The organism is Streptomyces sp. NPDC059852 (assembly GCF_042731455.1).
In the GTDB taxonomy this organism is placed as follows: Bacteria; Actinomycetota; Actinomycetes; order Streptomycetales; family Streptomycetaceae; genus Streptomyces.
The window spans coordinates 1-14,419 of record NZ_JBHWJK010000021.1 but is presented as its reverse complement, the minus strand read 5'-3'; the positions used below and the strand labels follow the sequence as shown (position 1 = coordinate 14,419).

Sequence of the window (14,419 nt, the reverse complement as noted above, 5' to 3'; positions counted from 1 at the left end):
CGTGTGCCGTCAGAGGACCGAGTCGACGGCCGTGGCCGCGAACCCGTGGTCCTGCTCGGGCGCCCCGCCGCCGACACCGATCGCACCGATCAGCCGGCCGTCACGGTGGATCGGCAGACCGCCCGCGATGAACAGCAGCGGCCGGTCGAGCGCGGTCGGCAGGGTGTGGAAGAGACCGCCGGGCTGGACGGCGTCGACGAGATCGGCGGTGGGGGTGCCCAGCTGCAGCGCCGTGTAGGCCTTGCGGGTGCTGGTCTCACCGGAGATCAGTACGGCGCGGTCGTCGCGGCGGAAGGCGAGCAGGTGCCCTCCCGCGTCCAGGACGGTGACGCTGACCTGCACTCCGGCGGCCTCGGCGGCGCGCTGGGCGGCGAGGACGAGGGCGTCGGCGTCCTGGCTGGTCAGGGGGGTGACTGCGGTCGCGGTGGTCATGGGTTCTCCTTGTGGTGCGGGGGTGCGGTGGTGCGGTACTGAGGGGGATGGTCGGGTGGCCGGGTGCGCGGGGGCGGCCCTGGCCCCGCGCACGGATCGGCTCAGTGGTGGGCGACGGCTTCGGCCTCGACGGAGGCCGGGCGGCCCGCCACAACGGTGTCCGCGGTGTCCGCGGAGGTCCCGCCGCGGCGTTCCAGCGCCGCCGAGAGGAACGCGAGCAGCAGCGCTGCGGCGGCGAGGGCGGCGCCGACCCAGTTCGGGGAGGTGTAGCCGAAGCCGGCGGCGATCACGATGCCGCCGAGCCAGGCGGAGAGGGCGTTGCCGAGGTTGAAGGCGCCGATGTTCACGGCCGAGGCCAGTGTCGGGGCGCCGTGCGCCTGGTCGAGGACCCGCTTCTGCAGCGGGGGCACGGTGGCGAAGCCCAGGGCGCCGATCAGCGCGATGCTGATGGCCGCGAGGACCTTGTTGTGCGCGGTGACCGTGAACACGGCGAGCACGACGGCGAGCGCGCCCAGGGACACGTACAGCATCGGCATCAGCGCACGGTCGGCGTACTTGCCGCCGATCAGATTGCCGCCGACCATGCCGAGCCCGAACAGGACCAGCAGCCAGGTCACGGAGCCGTCGGCGAAGCCGGCGACATGGGTCATCATCGGCGCGATGTAGGTGATGGCCGCGAAGACGCCGCCGAAGCCGAGCACCGTCATCGCCATGGCGAGCAGGACCTGGGCGTTCTTGAAGGCGGCCAGCTCGTGCCGCAGTCGCACGCCCTGCGGCTTGGGCATGTCGGGGACCAGCTTGGCGATACCGGCCAGGCCGATCAGTCCGAGCGCGGCCACGATGGTGAAGGTGATCCGCCAGCCCGCGGCCTGTCCGACGAAGGTGCCCAGCGGGACGCCCACGACATTGGCCACCGTCAGACCGGTGAACATCATCGCGATGGCGCCGGCCTTCTTGTCCGGGGCGACCAGGTCGGCCGCGACGACCGAGCCGATGCCGAAGAAGGCGCCGTGGGCGAGCGAGGCGACCACGCGGCCGATCAGCATGACGGAGAAGGACGGGGCGACGGCGGAGAGCAGGTTGCCGAGGACGAACAGGCCCATCAGCAGCATCAGCATCCGCTTGCGGGAGACCTTGGTGCCGAGCACGGTCATCAGCGGGGCGCCGAGGACCACGCCGAGGGCGTAGCCGGTCACCAGGAGTCCGGCGGTGGGGATGGAGACCCCGAAGTCACCCGCGACCTCGGGCAGCAAACCCATGATCACGAATTCGGTCGTCCCGATTCCGAAGGCCCCGATCGCGAGGGCCAGAAGCGCGAGAGGCATGAAGGGGTACCTTCCCAAACGATTGCAGGTGCGCTTTACGAGTGACGACAATACTTGCAGACGCGCCTTACTTGCAAGCGCGGGCTATTGCGGTGTTGCTCTACTCTGGTCGCAGCCCGCCCCCGGGACGGAGGACATGGCATGACAGCGACCGATCCCGCACTCACCGCCCTCGCCCAGGGCTGGTGCGCCCTCTCCCTGCTGCACGGCAGGATCGAGGCCCACATCGAACGCGCTCTGCAGAGCGGGCACGACCTCAGCGTCCGCGAGTACTCCCTGCTCGACGTCCTCAGCCGCCAGCACAACGGCGAAGGCGGACACCTGCAGATGAAACAGGTCGCCGACGCCGTCGTCCTCAGCCAGAGCGCCACCACCCGCCTAGTCACCCGCCTCGAGGACCGCGGCCTGCTCTCCCGCTACCTCTGCCCCACCGACCGACGCGGCATCTACACCGACGTCACCGACGCCGGACTCCACCTCCTCGACCAGGCCCGCCCCACCAACGACAAAGCCCTCCGCGAAGCCCTCGACGACGCCGCCCGCAACCCCGAACTCGCCCCCCTCGTGCGGGTGGTGGAGTCGCTTGCGGCGCCCGCATAGGGTGCGGGCATGGGAGATCTTGAGATACGGCCCGCGGTCGCCGACGACATCCCGGCCATCGTCGGCATGCTCGCCGACGATCCGCTGGGCGCGCAGCGGGAGTCACCGGACGATCTGACCCCGTATCTGGCCGCTCTGGAGCGCCTTCAGGGCGATCCTCATCAGCATGTGGTCGTCGCCGTCCGCGAGGGCCGCGTGGTCGGCACACTGCAGCTCACGATCGTTCCGGGACTGTCGCGGCGAGGTGCGACCAGATCGATCATCGAAGGTGTCCGCATCCACGCCGACGAACGCGGGAGCGGTCTCGGAACCCGGCTCATCGAGTGGGCGGTGGACGAGTCCCGGCGCCAGGACTGCCATCTGGTGCAACTGACGTCCGACAAGACCCGCACGGACGCGCACCGCTTCTATGAACGTCTGGGCTTCACCGCCTCGCACACGGGCTTCAAGCTGCAACTCTGACGGCTCGCGCCGACGAAGAAGCGCCTGTTTCACGTGAAACAGGCGCTTCGCTCGTCCGTCAGCCGATTTACCCTCGGGCCGTCAGCCGGTTCGCCCTCGGGCGGTTCCTCTGTCAGGCGGTCCCGATCCCCCGCCAGCCCTCGGGGTCCACTCCACCCGGCACAGCCGCCCCCTCGTCGTACGGCTGCCGCGTGAACACGAAGGACCCGAGGTCCAGGTGGTCCACGGTGCCGTCCGGCCGCCGTACGGCCTTCAGGCGCTCGCCCGCGTAGTAGCCCTCCAGTCCGGTCCAGGTGCCGTCCTCGTGGGGTCGGAAGCGCGAACCGCGCCCCTTCCCGGACAGCGGCTCCAGCACCGCCATCCCGTCCGCGGTGAGACGGAGGGCAAAGGCATGGGTGCCCCAGTACCAGGGGCCCGCCAGCTCCAGCATCGCCGGATCGACGTCGGGCGTCGGGCGCCAGGGCTCCGGAATGCGCGGCTCGGCCTCGGCGACGATCCGGACGAGGTCGGCGGCGATGGTGAACGGCAGCGGTCCGGAGGTGCAGTTGGCGAGGACCACCGCCGCCACGTCGTCGTCCACGCTGAAGGTGAGGCAGGCGAGGAAGCCCGGCAGGGAGCCCGTGTGCCCGACGAGCGTCCTGCCGTCCTGGTGCCTGGTCTCCAGGCCGAGGCCGTAGGCGTACCCGCTCGCCACGTCCGCCGTCTCGTGCGGGGCCGCGGGCGTTCTCATCTCCCGCAGTGTGTCGGCGCTCAGGACCCGTTCGTCCCCACGGGCCAGGAAGGCGGCGAACCGTGCCAGGTCGCCGGTGGTCGACCACAACTGCCCGGCAGGAGCCATCCTGCCCAGGTCCTCCGCCGGTTCGGGAAGCATCACATCGGCCCAGGGGTGCACGGCCCAACCGCCGGCGTGCGGGGCCTGCGGCCGGGTGGTGGTACGTGAGAGGCCGAGGGGCTCGAGCACTTCCCGGCGGAGGACGTCCTCCCAGTGCGCCCCGCGCACCTTCTCCACCAGCGCCCCCAGCACGGTGTAGCCGGGGTTCGAGTAATGGAACCGGCGCCCCGACGGATGCAGGAACGGCTGCTCGCCCAGGACATCCGCGAGCTCGGGCCGCAACGCCCCGGAGGTCCGCTCCCACCAGGGCGCGGGCGACTCGGCCGCCAGCCCGCTGCTGTGCGCCAGCAGTTGGGCGATCGTGGCCTCCCCCGCACCGGTATCCGGAAGATGCTTCTCCAGCGGGTCACCGAGGTCGAGCAGGCCCTCGTCCCGCAGACGCAGTACAAGCACCGCCGTGAACGTTTTGGTGATCGAGCCGATCCGGTACTGCACGTTCTCGTCCGGCCCGTGCCCGTCGACGGAGGTACGCGAGCCGTGCCACACCGCTCGCCCACCCCGCACGACCGCGGCGACCAACGAGGGCGCCCGCCCCTCGGCCTGGGCCACGGCGATCCGATGCACCAACGCACGCCGCGTAGCGGGCAGCAGCTCTTCCTGAGATGTCGTCATACCCCCAGTCCACCCCGCCGACCACGCCGAGGTCGAGCGCATTCACCCGGCCCGGGTCCCGACCGGCGGCCGTCCCCGTCAGGTCTGGGCCATGTCCACGAAGCGGGAGTAGTGGCCCTGGAAGGCCACCGTGATCGTCGCCGTCGGGCCGTTACGGTGCTTGCCCACGATGATGTCGGCCTCGCCGGCGCGGGGCGACTCCTTCTCGTAGGCGTCCTCGCGGTGCAGCAGGATGACCATGTCGGCGTCCTGCTCGATGGAGCCGGACTCACGCAGGTCGGACACCATCGGCTTCTTGTCGGTGCGCTGCTCGGGACCACGGTTGAGCTGCGAGAGGGCGATGACCGGGACCTCGAGCTCCTTGGCGAGCAGCTTGAGGTTACGGGACATGTCCGAGACCTCCTGCTGACGGCTCTCGGAGCGCTTGGAACCACCGGACTGCATCAGCTGGAGATAGTCGATGATCACGAGCTTGATGTCGTTGCGCTGCTTCAGGCGACGGCACTTCGCGCGGATCTCCATCATCGACAGGTTCGGGGAGTCGTCGATGTAGAGCGGGGCCGCCGAGACCTCGGGCATCCGGCGGGCCAGCCGCGTCCAGTCCTCGTCCGTCATCGTGCCGGAGCGCATGTGGTGCAGGGCCACCCGGGCCTCGGCGGAGAGCAGACGCATCGCGATCTCGTTGCGCCCCATCTCCAGGGAGAAGATGACGCTCGCCAGGTTGTGCTTGATGGACGCCGCACGGGCGAAGTCGAGCGCGAGCGTGGACTTGCCCATCGCGGGGCGGGCCGCGATGACGATCATCTGGCCGGGGTGGAGGCCGTTGGTGAGCGAGTCGAGGTCGGTGAAGCCGGTGGGGACTCCGGTCATCTCACCGGTGCGGGAGCCGATCGCCTCGATCTCGTCGAGGGCGCCCTCCATGATGTCGCCGAGCGGCAGGTAGTCCTCGCTGGTGCGCTGCTCGGTGACCGCGTAGATCTCCGCCTGGGCGCGGTTGACGATCTCGTCGACGTCGTCGTCGGCCGCGTATCCCATCTGCGTGATACGGGTCCCCGCCTCGACCAGGCGGCGCAGGACGGCCCGCTCGTGGACGATCTCCGCGTAGTACTCGGCGTTCGCCGCCGTCGGCACCGTCTGCACGAGGGTGTGCAGATAGGCGGCGCCGCCGACCTTGTTGATCTCGCCGCGCTTGGTCAGCTCCGCCGCGATGGTGATCGGGTCGGCCGGCTCGCCCTTCGCATAGACGTCGAGGATCGCCTGGAAGATCGTCTCGTGTGCCGGCTTGTAGAAGTCGTGGCCCTTGATGACCTCGACGACATCGGCGATGGCGTCCTTCGACAGCAGCATGCCGCCGAGGACGGACTGCTCGGCGTCGAGATCCTGGGGCGGGACCCGCTCGAAGGTGGCGCCTCCACCGTCCCACTCCCCGCTGTCCCTGCCCCGGTCATGCTGCTCGTCACGGCCACGGATGCTGTCGCCGCGGCGACGGGAGGCGGGAAGACGATCACTGGGACCGCTGTCGGCCCACGGGTCGTCCAAGGGCTCGGAAATACTCACCGAGCCACCTCCTCCCGTCCGCCGAGCGGACCTCGCATGCCCTCAGTTCTACGGCACGCCTCTGACAATCGAGAGCCCCACCTCCGGTTGTGTCACGTCGGGTTTCGCGGCAGTTTTCCAGCCGTCGGACGGAGTGGGCGCCGGACCACGGTAGAGGTGCGGGAGGCGTCAGCCAATCTGGTTATCCACAGGCCATGTGGACGACGGCCCAGATGCTGTGGAGAACCCCGCGAAACCTGTGCACGACCCGGTGGACAGCCCTGTGAACAAGCCTGCGACCTTCCCCACACCACACCCCTGACCTGGTCGTTTACCGTCCACCGGCTGTGCAGAAGAAAAAGTTTCCCGGTCGGGCCAAGTTCCCTTCGAACGGTGCGCGACGACTCACAGCACCAGACGGTCAGTAAGGGTCGCTAAGAGATTGCATCACTTACCTGTGGACGATTACATTGATGGCCATGACACAGGCTCCCGCGTCCCCCAAGGCTGCCCGCCGGCAGCACGATCGAGAGATCGTCGCCCTGGCCGTCCCAGCCTTCGGCGCACTGGTCGCCGAGCCCCTTTTCGTCATGGCCGACAGTGCGATCGTCGGCCATCTCGGCACCGCGCAGCTCGCCGGACTCGGCGTCGCCTCCGCCCTCCTCATGACCGCCGTCAGCGTCTTCGTCTTCCTCGCCTACGCCACCACGGCGGCCGTCGCCCGCCGCGTCGGCGCCGGCGATCTGCCGTCGGCCATCCGCCAGGGCATGGACGGCATCTGGCTCGCCCTCCTCCTGGGCGCGGCCGTCGTCGCGATCGTCCTGCCCACGGCACCGTCCCTCGTCGAACTCTTCGGTGCCTCCGACACCGCCGCCCCGTACGCGACCACCTATCTGCGTATCTCGGCGCTCGGCATCCCCTCGATGCTGGTCGTCCTCGCCGCCACCGGAGTGTTGCGCGGCCTTCAGGACACCCGCACCCCTCTCTATGTGGCCGTCGGCGGCTTCATCGCCAACGCCGTGCTCAACGTCGGCCTCGTCTACGGCGCCGATCTCGGCATCGCCGGTTCGGCCTGGGGGACCGTCCTGGCGCAGTGCGGGATGGCCGCCGTCTACCTCCTGGTCGTCATCCGCGGAGCCCGTGCACACGGGGCCTCCCTGCGCCCGGACGCGGCAGGCATCCGCGCCTCCGCCCAGGCCGGTGTGCCGCTGCTGGTCCGCACGCTGTCGCTGCGGGCCATCCTGATGATCGCGACGGCCGTCGCCGCCCGGCTGGGAGACGCCGATGTCGCGGCCCACCAGATCATCCTGTCGCTGTGGAGTCTGCTCGCCTTCGCGCTCGACGCCATCGCCATCGCGGGGCAGGCGATCATCGGGCGGTATCTGGGCGCCAACGACGCCGAAGGCGCCCGGGCCGTATGCCGCCGCATGGTCGAGTGGGGCATCGCCTCCGGTATCGGCCTCGGACTGCTCGTGGTGGCCGCCCGCCCGCTGTTCCTGCCCCTGTTCACCAGTGACGGCGCTGTCCAGGACACCGCCCTGCCCGCACTGCTCGTGGTGGCGCTCTCCCAGCCGATCTGCGGCGTGGTCTTCGTCCTGGACGGTGTCCTGATGGGGGCCGGCGACGGCCCTTATCTCGCCTGGGCGATGGTGGCCACGCTGGCCGTGTTCGCCCCCGTGGCTCTGCTGATCCCCGTCATCGGTGGTGGCCTGACCGGGGTCTGGGCAGCCATGACGCTGATGATGACGGTCCGGATGCTGACGCTCTGGCTGCGGGCTCGCTCCGGCCGCTGGATCGTCACGGGAGCGACGCGCTGACGGTTTCACGTGGAACAGCGTGTTTCACGTGAAACGAATCCACGGCGTTCGAGCTAAGTCCGCGAGGCCGGCCCACGAAGAAGGGGGCCGCACCCTGATGGGTGCGGCCCCCTTCTCTCAGCTCATCAAGCCGAGTGTGCGGCGATCAGGCCGCGACGACCTCGATGTTGACCTTGGCGGCCACCTCGGGGTGCAGACGCACGGACGTCTCGTGGGCGCCCAGGGTCTTGATCGGCGTGCCGAGCTCGATGCGGCGCTTGTCGACCTCGGGGCCACCGGCAGCCTTGATCGCCGAAGCGACGTCGGCCGGGGTGACGGAGCCGAAGAGCCGACCGGCGTCGCCGGAGCGGACGGCCAGGCGGACCTTGACACCCTCGAGCTGGGCCTTCACAGCGTTGGCCTGCTCGATGGTCTGGATCTCGTGGATCTTGCGAGCGCGACGGATCTGCTCGACGTCCTTCTCGCCACCCTTGGTCCAGCGGATAGCGAACTTCCGCGGGATCAGGTAGTTGCGAGCGTAACCGTCCTTGACGTCGACGACGTCGCCCGCGGCACCGAGGCCGGAGACCTCGTGGGTGAGGATGATCTTCATGTGTCGGTCACCCTTCCCTTATCGCGCGGTGGACGTGTAGGGCAGCAGCGCCATCTCACGGCTGTTCTTCACGGCCGTGGCGACGTCACGCTGGTGCTGCGTGCAGTTGCCGGTCACGCGGCGGGCACGGATCTTGCCGCGGTCGGAAATGAACTTCCGCAGCATGTTCGTGTCCTTGTAGTCCACGTACGTGACCTTGTCCTTGCAGAAAGCGCAGACCTTCTTCTTCGGCTTGCGCACAGGCGGCTTCGCCATGGTGTATCTCCTGTGTGATCAAGAAGTGTGGGTACGGCCCACCCTTGGACCCGAAGGTCTAGAAGGGGGGCTCGTCCGAGTAGCCGCCGCCACCGCCGCCGGAGTTTCCACCCCAGCCGCCGCCGCCCTGGTTGCCACCGGCGGGAGCGCCGGTCGCCCACGGGTCGTCGGCGGGAGCGCCGCCGCCCTGCTGGCCGCCACCGGAGCCACCGCCCCAGCCGCCGCCGGCCTGACCGCCGCCACCGCCGCCGCCGTAACCGCCCTGGCCACCGCGAGCGCCACCGGAGGTCTTGGTGACCTTGGCCGTGGCGTTACGCAGGCTGGCGCCGACTTCCTCGACGTCCAGTTCGTAGACCGTGCGCTTGACACCCTCACGGTCCTCGTAGGACCGCTGCTTCAGCCGGCCCTGCACGATGACGCGCATGCCTCGCTGGAGCGACTCGGCGACGTTCTCCGCCGCCTGACGCCAGACCGAGCAGGTGAGGAAGAGGCTTTCGCCGTCCTTCCACTCGTTCGTCTGACGGTCGAAGGTGCGGGGGGTGGACGCGACACGGAACTTCGCGACCGCCGCACCGGACGGGGTGAAGCGCAGCTCGGGGTCGTCGACAAGATTGCCGACCACCGTGATGACGGTCTCGCCTGCCATGGGGGAACCTCTCGGCGGGTTTGCTCTGGCTGCTTGCTACTCGAATCCCGAAATCAGCTGAGCGGAGCTCAGTGGGTCTCGGGGCGGAGGACCTTGGTCCGGAGGACCGACTCGTTCAGGTTCATCTGGCGGTCGAGCTCCTTGACGACCGCAGGCTCGGCCTGCAGGTCGATGACCGAGTAGATGCCCTCGGGCTTCTTCTTGATCTCGTACGAGAGACGACGACGGCCCCAGGTGTCGACCTTCTCGACCTTGCCGTTGCCCTCACGGACGACGGAGAGGAAGTTCTCGATCAGGGGGGCGACAGCGCGCTCCTCCAGATCGGGGTCGAGGATGACCATCACCTCGTAGTGACGCATGTGGAACCCACCTCCTTTGGACTCAGCGGCCACGGTCGTTCCGTGGCAGGAGGGTCGTGATGCGTACGCAACGGTATCGGCCGCCACTGACAATCGGGGGTGACCTTGCGGTTCTCCCGAGGCCGGGCAGACACCGGTGCAGACGGTACACAGTACCTGCACACCGGCTTCCGGTTGAAATCCGGCCGCCGTCACCCACAATCTGTACACATCGGGTGTGTATGGCGCTACGATGCGCCGCTTTTCGCAGGAGGTGCCCTATGGCACAGGCATTGCGACCCAACACCGCCGGAGGCCTCTTCGCCACGGACGGCAAGGCCCATCCCCTCCAGGACGCCCTCCTCGTGGTGACCCTGGTGCTCGGCATCACGTCCTTCGTCACGGCCCAGTTCCACAACCTGCACCTGCTCAGCTCCTGGACCGGTCTGATCGGCATCGCCGCCGGTGCCTACGGCCAATGGATCTCGGTGACGACCCGCGAACGCTTCGGCCTGATCGTGGGCCTCGGCCTCTCGGGAGTCGGCTTCTTCCTCGGCATGGCACACGGCGGGCTCTTCGGCGGCGTCTGACACGCCCGCGACCGCCCTCGTCGAACCGGTGGCCGGGAGGCCGGCCACCGGACAACGGCACAACACCGCATAGATCACCCACGAACGCCCCGGAGGCGCCCAGCGCCGGTGCGGAGCTTTCGTACGCCCGGTCGAGGCGCTCCCCGGGCGCAGTAGGCTTCGGCGCTAGAGCCGGAGCCCCTGTTCCCATGGGGACACACCAGCCCGAGGAGCGCCCCGAATGAGCCTGACCCTGAGGACGATCAGTCGCGAGCAGCATCTGGCGTACATCCAGAGCCTGCCGTCGGCGAGCCACATGCAGGTCCCGGCCTGGGCTGACGTCAAGGCGGAGTGGCGCTCGGAGAGCCTCGGCTGGTTCGACCGCAGCGGCGAGCTGGTCGGCGCGGGTCTCGTCCTCTACCGCCAGCTGCCCAAGATCAAGCGCTACCTCGCCTATCTGCCCGAGGGCCCGGTCATCAACTGGTTCTCCCCGAACCTGACCGAGTGGCTGGAGCCGATGCTCGCGCACCTGAAGCAGCAGGGCGCCTTCTCCGTGAAGATGGGCCCGCCGGTGATCATCCGACGCTGGGACGCGGGCTCCATCAAGCAGGGCATCCAGAACCCGGACGTGAAGCGGCTGCGCGACATCGAGGCCGACTTCATCGAGCCGCGCGCCTTCGAGGTCGCCGACAAGCTGCGCCGTATGGGCTGGCAGCAGGGCGAGGACGGCGGGGCCGGTTTCGGCGACGTACAGCCCCGCTATGTCTTCCAGGTGCCGCTCGCCAACCGGTCGCTGGAGGAGGTCCACAAGAACTTCAACCAGCTGTGGCGCCGCAACATCAAGAAGGCCGAGAAGGCCGGCGTCGAGGTCGTCCAGGGCGGTTACCAGGACCTGGAGGAGTGGCAGCGCCTGTACGAGATCACGGCCGTGCGCGACCACTTCCGGCCGCGGCCCCTGTCGTACTTCCAGCGCATGTGGACGGCTCTCAACACCGAGGACCCGAACCGCATGCGGCTGTACTTCGCGCGGCACAACGGGGTGAACCTGTCGGCGGCGACGATGCTCATCGTCGGCGGCCACGTCTGGTACTCCTACGGCGCCTCCGACAACATCGGCCGCGAGGTCCGGCCCTCGAACGCGATGCAGTGGCGGATGCTGCGCGACGCCTACGCGCTGGGCGCCACCGTCTACGACCTGCGCGGCATCTCCGACTCGCTGGACGAGAGCGACCACCTCTTCGGTCTGATCCAGTTCAAGGTCGGCACCGGCGGTCAGGCCGCCGAGTACCTCGGCGAGTGGGACTTCCCGCTGAACAAGCTGCTGCACAAGGCGCTCGACATCTACATGTCGCGTCGCTGACCCCGCGCGCCCAGCTTCGATACCGTCAATAGCTGCACCGTCGATAGCTTCCACACCTCTGATACACCGCAGCCACGAGAAAGGTTCCAGGTCCGGCCATGGCGCTCACGCTCTACGTCGACACCGCGCGCTGGCGGGCGCACCACAAGCACGTGCAGGAGCAGTTCCCGGGTCTCGTACCGGTCTGCAAGGGCAACGGCTACGGGTTCGGGCACGAGCGGCTGGCGGAGGAGGCCACCCGGCTGGGCTCCGACATCCTCGCGGTCGGCACGACGTACGAGGCCGCGCGCATCAAGGACTGGTTCGGCGGCGACCTTCTGGTGCTGACCCCGTACCGCCGCGGTGAGGAGCCGGTGCCGCTGCCGGACCGGGTCATCCGCTCGGTGTCGTCGGTGGACGGCGTGTACGGCCTCGTGGGCGCGCGCGTCGTCATCGAGGTGATGTCCTCGATGAAGCGGCACGGAGTGAGCGAGCACGAGCTGTCCCAGCTGCACGCCGCCATAGAGAACGTCCGGCTGGAGGGCTTCGCCATCCATCTGCCGCTCGACCGCACGGACGGCTCGGACGCCGTCGAGGAGGTCATCGGCTGGATGGACCGGCTGCGGGCCGCCCGGCTGCCGCTGCACACGATGTTCGTGAGCCACCTGAAGGCCGAGGAACTGGCGCGCCTGCAGCAGCAGTTCCCGCAGACCCGCTTCCGCGCCCGGATCGGCACGCGGCTGTGGCTGGGGGACCACGACGCCACCGAGTACCGTGGCGCGGTCCTGGACGTCACGCGCGTGTCCAAGGGCGACCGTTTCGGCTACCGCCAGCAGAAGACCGCCTCCGACGGCTTCCTGGTGGTCGTGGCGGGCGGTACGTCGCACGGTGTGGGCCTGGAGGCGCCGAAGGCGCTGCACGGCGTCATGCCGCGCGCCAAGGGCGTCGCCCGCGCCGGCCTCGCCACGGTGAACCGGAACCTCTCGCCCTTCGTGTGGGGCGGCAAGCAGCGCTGGTTCGCGGAGCCCCCGCACATGCAGGTGTCGATCCTCTTCGTGCCGTCGGACGCGCCCGAGCCGAAGGTCGGCGACGAACTGGTCGCCCATCTGCGGCACACCACCACGCAGTTCGACCGTCTCGTGGACCGCTGAGCCCAGCCGTCCGGCATCACGGAAGCGACGAAAGGCCGTACACGGAATCCCCGTGTACGGCCTTCCGCGTACCGCTCTCCGCCCCTGTTCGCTCAGAGCGAACCTTCGACGGCCTCCCGGTCGCCCCAAGCCACCTGCGGGCCTTCCTCGTCATGGGCGGCGTGGCGCGGCGGATGGGCGGCCGCTCCGAAGACGTGCACATCTTCCGCCCGGTCGAGGACACCGCCCGAGGGGTCGTCCTCGCCGCTCTGCCGCACCGGGTCGCGCTCCGGCATGAGGATGTCCCGCACGACGACGGCGACCAGGTAGAGCGTGCCCAGCAGATGCAGGCCGATGGCCCAGTGGTAGCCGTCGGTCGGCAGGCCCTTGTGGGCGTCTCCGCTGGTCGTGTAGGCGAGGTACATCCAGATACCGAGGAAGTACGCCACCTCGCAGGCCTGCCAGATGAGGATGTCCCGCCACTTCGGGCGGGCCAGCGCGGCCAGGGGGACCAGCCACAGGACGTACTGCGGCGAGTAGACCTTGTTGGTGAGGATGAACGCCGCCACGATCAGGAAGGCCAGCTGGGCGAAACGCGGCCGGCGCGGCGCCGTGAGCGTCAGCACCGCGATGCCGGCACAGCACAGCAGCATCAGCAGCGTGGCGAAGGTGTTGACGGTGTCGGTGCTCAGCGGGTCCGTGGAGTTCTGCGCCAGGATGAGCCAGAAGGAACCGAAGTCGACGGCTCTTTCCTGGCTGAACCGGTAGAACTGCGACCACCCGTCCCACGCGAGCAGCATCACCGGGAGATTGACCACCAGCCAGGCGAGCGCGGTGCCGCCCAGCGCACGCCCGAAGTCCCGCCATCGGGCCGCGCGCCAGCACAGCACGAACAGTGCTCCGAGCAGGAAGACGGGGTACAGCTTGGCGGCCGTGGCCAGACCGAGCAGGATCCCGAAGGCGAACGAACGGCCACGCGACCACATCAGCATCGCCGCGGCCGTCAGGGCCACGGCCAGCAGATCCCAGTTGATGGTCGCGGTCAACGCGAACGCGGGGGCCAGGGCGACCAGCAGGCCGTCCCAGGGACGCCGCCGATGGGTCCGGGTCACACAGACGGCGATGACCGCGGCGCAGACCATCAGCATCCCGGCGTTGACCATCCAGTACCACTGCTCCTGGTCCTGGATGCTGCCGCTGTCCGAGGTGAGCCAGGACGCGACCTCCATGAAGACGCCGGTCAGCACCGGGTACTCGAGGTACTGCATGTCACCGGGCAGCTTGTCGAAGTACGGCACCAGCCCGTCGGCGAAGCCCCGCCCCTGGTACAGGTGCGGGATGTCCGAGTAGCAGGCGTGGGTGTACTGGGAGCTGGCACCGAAGAACCAGGCCCCGTTGTAGCAGGGCGCCTTCTGGACCAGGCCGAGAGCGAACATGCCGATGGCCACCAACGCGATGACCCGTACCGGCGTCCACCAGGACGTCCCGAGCAGGGCACGCCGCCCGATCGGGCCACCGATCAGCTCACTGCCATGCGCGGCGACCTTGTCCTCCCGGGTCGGCCGCACCTGATCCGGCTCATGCGCGCTCATGGGCGTCGTCTCTGCACTGGGCATGGGGCACATCCTGCCGCACGGGCCGGAGAACAGCGTCGGGAAGCCGTACCGCGGGCGGTGACTGTTTCACGTGAAACCGACGTTTCACGTGAAACAGGGATCAGCAGAGGGCTGCTCGCCTTCAAAGCCGCAGCAGAGGCAGACACCCTGATTCAAGCACCGCCCGTACGGCCTCTGCAGGGGCATGAGGGGCCCATGGGCCGGGGGGCGGGCCCCCCCCCCCCCGGGGGCGGCCCCCCGCCCTCAGGGGGCCCAAGA

The 14,419-nt window shown here is 69.2% G+C and carries 15 protein-coding genes; 6 read left to right on the top strand and 9 right to left on the bottom strand.

What is annotated here, in order from left to right:
• Positions 1 to 9: 9 nt before the first annotated feature.
• Together ACFV46_RS24635 and ACFV46_RS24630 are read right to left on the bottom strand one after the other, a co-directional pair.
• Positions 10 to 432 (bottom strand): heme-binding protein, encoded by a 423-nt coding sequence (locus ACFV46_RS24635; protein WP_361928231.1) that lies wholly within the window; start codon positions 430 to 432, stop codon positions 10 to 12.
• 101 nt (positions 433 to 533) lie between these two features.
• The gene (locus ACFV46_RS24630) at positions 534 to 1,757 is read right to left on the bottom strand and encodes an MFS transporter (protein ID WP_376727548.1); all 1,224 of its coding nucleotides are present in this window, start codon (positions 1,755 to 1,757) and stop codon (positions 534 to 536) included.
• Positions 1,758 to 1,898: 141 nt separating this feature from the next.
• On the opposite strand from ACFV46_RS24630, the gene ACFV46_RS24625 reads away from it, so the two are divergent.
• Together ACFV46_RS24625 and ACFV46_RS24620 are read left to right on the top strand one after the other, a co-directional pair.
• Positions 1,899 to 2,357 carry a MarR family winged helix-turn-helix transcriptional regulator gene (locus ACFV46_RS24625; protein ID WP_385499696.1) on the top strand — a complete coding sequence of 153 codons (459 nt, stop codon included), beginning with the start codon at positions 1,899 to 1,901 and terminating at the stop codon, positions 2,355 to 2,357.
• A gap of 9 nt (positions 2,358 to 2,366) precedes the next feature.
• The gene (locus ACFV46_RS24620) at positions 2,367 to 2,819 is read left to right on the top strand and encodes a GNAT family N-acetyltransferase (protein WP_361929570.1); all 453 of its coding nucleotides are present in this window, start codon (positions 2,367 to 2,369) and stop codon (positions 2,817 to 2,819) included.
• Positions 2,820 to 2,931: 112 nt separating this feature from the next.
• On the opposite strand, the gene ACFV46_RS24615 is transcribed toward ACFV46_RS24620, so the two are convergent.
• Together ACFV46_RS24615 and dnaB are read right to left on the bottom strand one after the other, a co-directional pair.
• The gene (locus tag ACFV46_RS24615) at positions 2,932 to 4,323 is read right to left on the bottom strand and encodes a serine hydrolase domain-containing protein (RefSeq protein WP_385499694.1); all 1,392 of its coding nucleotides are present in this window, start codon (positions 4,321 to 4,323) and stop codon (positions 2,932 to 2,934) included.
• 78 nt (positions 4,324 to 4,401) lie between these two features.
• Positions 4,402 to 5,880 (bottom strand): replicative DNA helicase, encoded by a 1,479-nt coding sequence (dnaB, locus tag ACFV46_RS24610; RefSeq protein ID WP_361929565.1) that lies wholly within the window; start codon positions 5,878 to 5,880, stop codon positions 4,402 to 4,404.
• Positions 5,881 to 6,338: 458 nt separating this feature from the next.
• Between dnaB and ACFV46_RS24605 the strand changes: the two genes are divergently transcribed.
• A complete protein-coding gene (locus ACFV46_RS24605; protein ID WP_376727551.1) occupies positions 6,339 to 7,676 on the top strand; it encodes an MATE family efflux transporter in 1,338 nt (445 codons plus the stop codon).
• A gap of 145 nt (positions 7,677 to 7,821) precedes the next feature.
• Here the strand turns inward: ACFV46_RS24605 and rplI are convergent, their stop codons facing one another.
• From rplI to rpsF, 4 genes are all read right to left on the bottom strand, one after another.
• On the bottom strand, positions 7,822 to 8,268 hold the full coding sequence (rplI, locus tag ACFV46_RS24600; protein WP_055621034.1) for a 50S ribosomal protein L9: 447 nt from the start codon (positions 8,266 to 8,268) through the stop codon (positions 7,822 to 7,824).
• 18 nt (positions 8,269 to 8,286) lie between these two features.
• On the bottom strand, positions 8,287 to 8,523 hold the full coding sequence (gene rpsR, locus ACFV46_RS24595) for a 30S ribosomal protein S18 (protein WP_003949403.1): 237 nt from the start codon (positions 8,521 to 8,523) through the stop codon (positions 8,287 to 8,289).
• A 58-nt stretch (positions 8,524 to 8,581) separates the two neighbouring features.
• Positions 8,582 to 9,169 carry a single-stranded DNA-binding protein gene (locus ACFV46_RS24590; RefSeq protein ID WP_361929559.1) on the bottom strand — a complete coding sequence of 196 codons (588 nt, stop codon included), beginning with the start codon at positions 9,167 to 9,169 and terminating at the stop codon, positions 8,582 to 8,584.
• 68 nt (positions 9,170 to 9,237) lie between these two features.
• Positions 9,238 to 9,528 (bottom strand): 30S ribosomal protein S6, encoded by a 291-nt coding sequence (rpsF, locus tag ACFV46_RS24585; protein ID WP_005482942.1) that lies wholly within the window; start codon positions 9,526 to 9,528, stop codon positions 9,238 to 9,240.
• Positions 9,529 to 9,788: 260 nt separating this feature from the next.
• Between rpsF and ACFV46_RS24580 the strand changes: the two genes are divergently transcribed.
• From ACFV46_RS24580 to ACFV46_RS24570, 3 genes are all read left to right on the top strand, one after another.
• Positions 9,789 to 10,097: a hypothetical protein gene (locus ACFV46_RS24580; RefSeq protein ID WP_062665897.1), complete on the top strand. Its 309-nt coding sequence runs from the start codon at positions 9,789 to 9,791 to the stop codon at positions 10,095 to 10,097.
• Between the two features lie 220 nt (positions 10,098 to 10,317).
• The gene (femX, locus tag ACFV46_RS24575) at positions 10,318 to 11,436 is read left to right on the top strand and encodes a peptidoglycan bridge formation glycyltransferase FemX (RefSeq protein WP_361929556.1); all 1,119 of its coding nucleotides are present in this window, start codon (positions 10,318 to 10,320) and stop codon (positions 11,434 to 11,436) included.
• Between the two features lie 98 nt (positions 11,437 to 11,534).
• Entirely contained in the window at positions 11,535 to 12,566 is a 1,032-nt protein-coding gene (locus ACFV46_RS24570) for an alanine racemase (RefSeq protein WP_151784919.1), read from the top strand.
• A 92-nt stretch (positions 12,567 to 12,658) separates the two neighbouring features.
• Here the strand turns inward: ACFV46_RS24570 and ACFV46_RS24565 are convergent, their stop codons facing one another.
• A complete protein-coding gene (locus tag ACFV46_RS24565) occupies positions 12,659 to 14,161 on the bottom strand; it encodes a glycosyltransferase 87 family protein (protein WP_361929553.1) in 1,503 nt (500 codons plus the stop codon).
• Positions 14,162 to 14,419: the final 258 nt, after the last annotated feature.

Coding starts and splice junctions, on each gene's coding strand:
- ACFV46_RS24635 (WP_361928231.1), bottom strand. CDS start 432: ATGACCACCGCGACCGCAGTCACCCCCCTGACCAGCCAGGACGCCGAC.
- ACFV46_RS24630 (WP_376727548.1), bottom strand. CDS start 1,757: ATGCCTCTCGCGCTTCTGGCCCTCGCGATCGGGGCCTTCGGAATCGGG.
- ACFV46_RS24625 (WP_385499696.1), top strand. CDS start 1,899: ATGACAGCGACCGATCCCGCACTCACCGCCCTCGCCCAGGGCTGGTGC.
- ACFV46_RS24620 (WP_361929570.1), top strand. CDS start 2,367: ATGGGAGATCTTGAGATACGGCCCGCGGTCGCCGACGACATCCCGGCC.
- ACFV46_RS24615 (WP_385499694.1), bottom strand. CDS start 4,323: ATGACGACATCTCAGGAAGAGCTGCTGCCCGCTACGCGGCGTGCGTTG.
- ACFV46_RS24605 (WP_376727551.1), top strand. CDS start 6,339: ATGACACAGGCTCCCGCGTCCCCCAAGGCTGCCCGCCGGCAGCACGAT.
- rplI (WP_055621034.1), bottom strand. CDS start 8,268: ATGAAGATCATCCTCACCCACGAGGTCTCCGGCCTCGGTGCCGCGGGC.
- rpsR (WP_003949403.1), bottom strand. CDS start 8,523: ATGGCGAAGCCGCCTGTGCGCAAGCCGAAGAAGAAGGTCTGCGCTTTC.
- ACFV46_RS24590 (WP_361929559.1), bottom strand. CDS start 9,169: ATGGCAGGCGAGACCGTCATCACGGTGGTCGGCAATCTTGTCGACGAC.
- rpsF (WP_005482942.1), bottom strand. CDS start 9,528: ATGCGTCACTACGAGGTGATGGTCATCCTCGACCCCGATCTGGAGGAG.
- ACFV46_RS24580 (WP_062665897.1), top strand. CDS start 9,789: ATGGCACAGGCATTGCGACCCAACACCGCCGGAGGCCTCTTCGCCACG.
- femX (WP_361929556.1), top strand. CDS start 10,318: ATGAGCCTGACCCTGAGGACGATCAGTCGCGAGCAGCATCTGGCGTAC.
- ACFV46_RS24570 (WP_151784919.1), top strand. CDS start 11,535: ATGGCGCTCACGCTCTACGTCGACACCGCGCGCTGGCGGGCGCACCAC.
- ACFV46_RS24565 (WP_361929553.1), bottom strand. CDS start 14,161: ATGCCCAGTGCAGAGACGACGCCCATGAGCGCGCATGAGCCGGATCAG.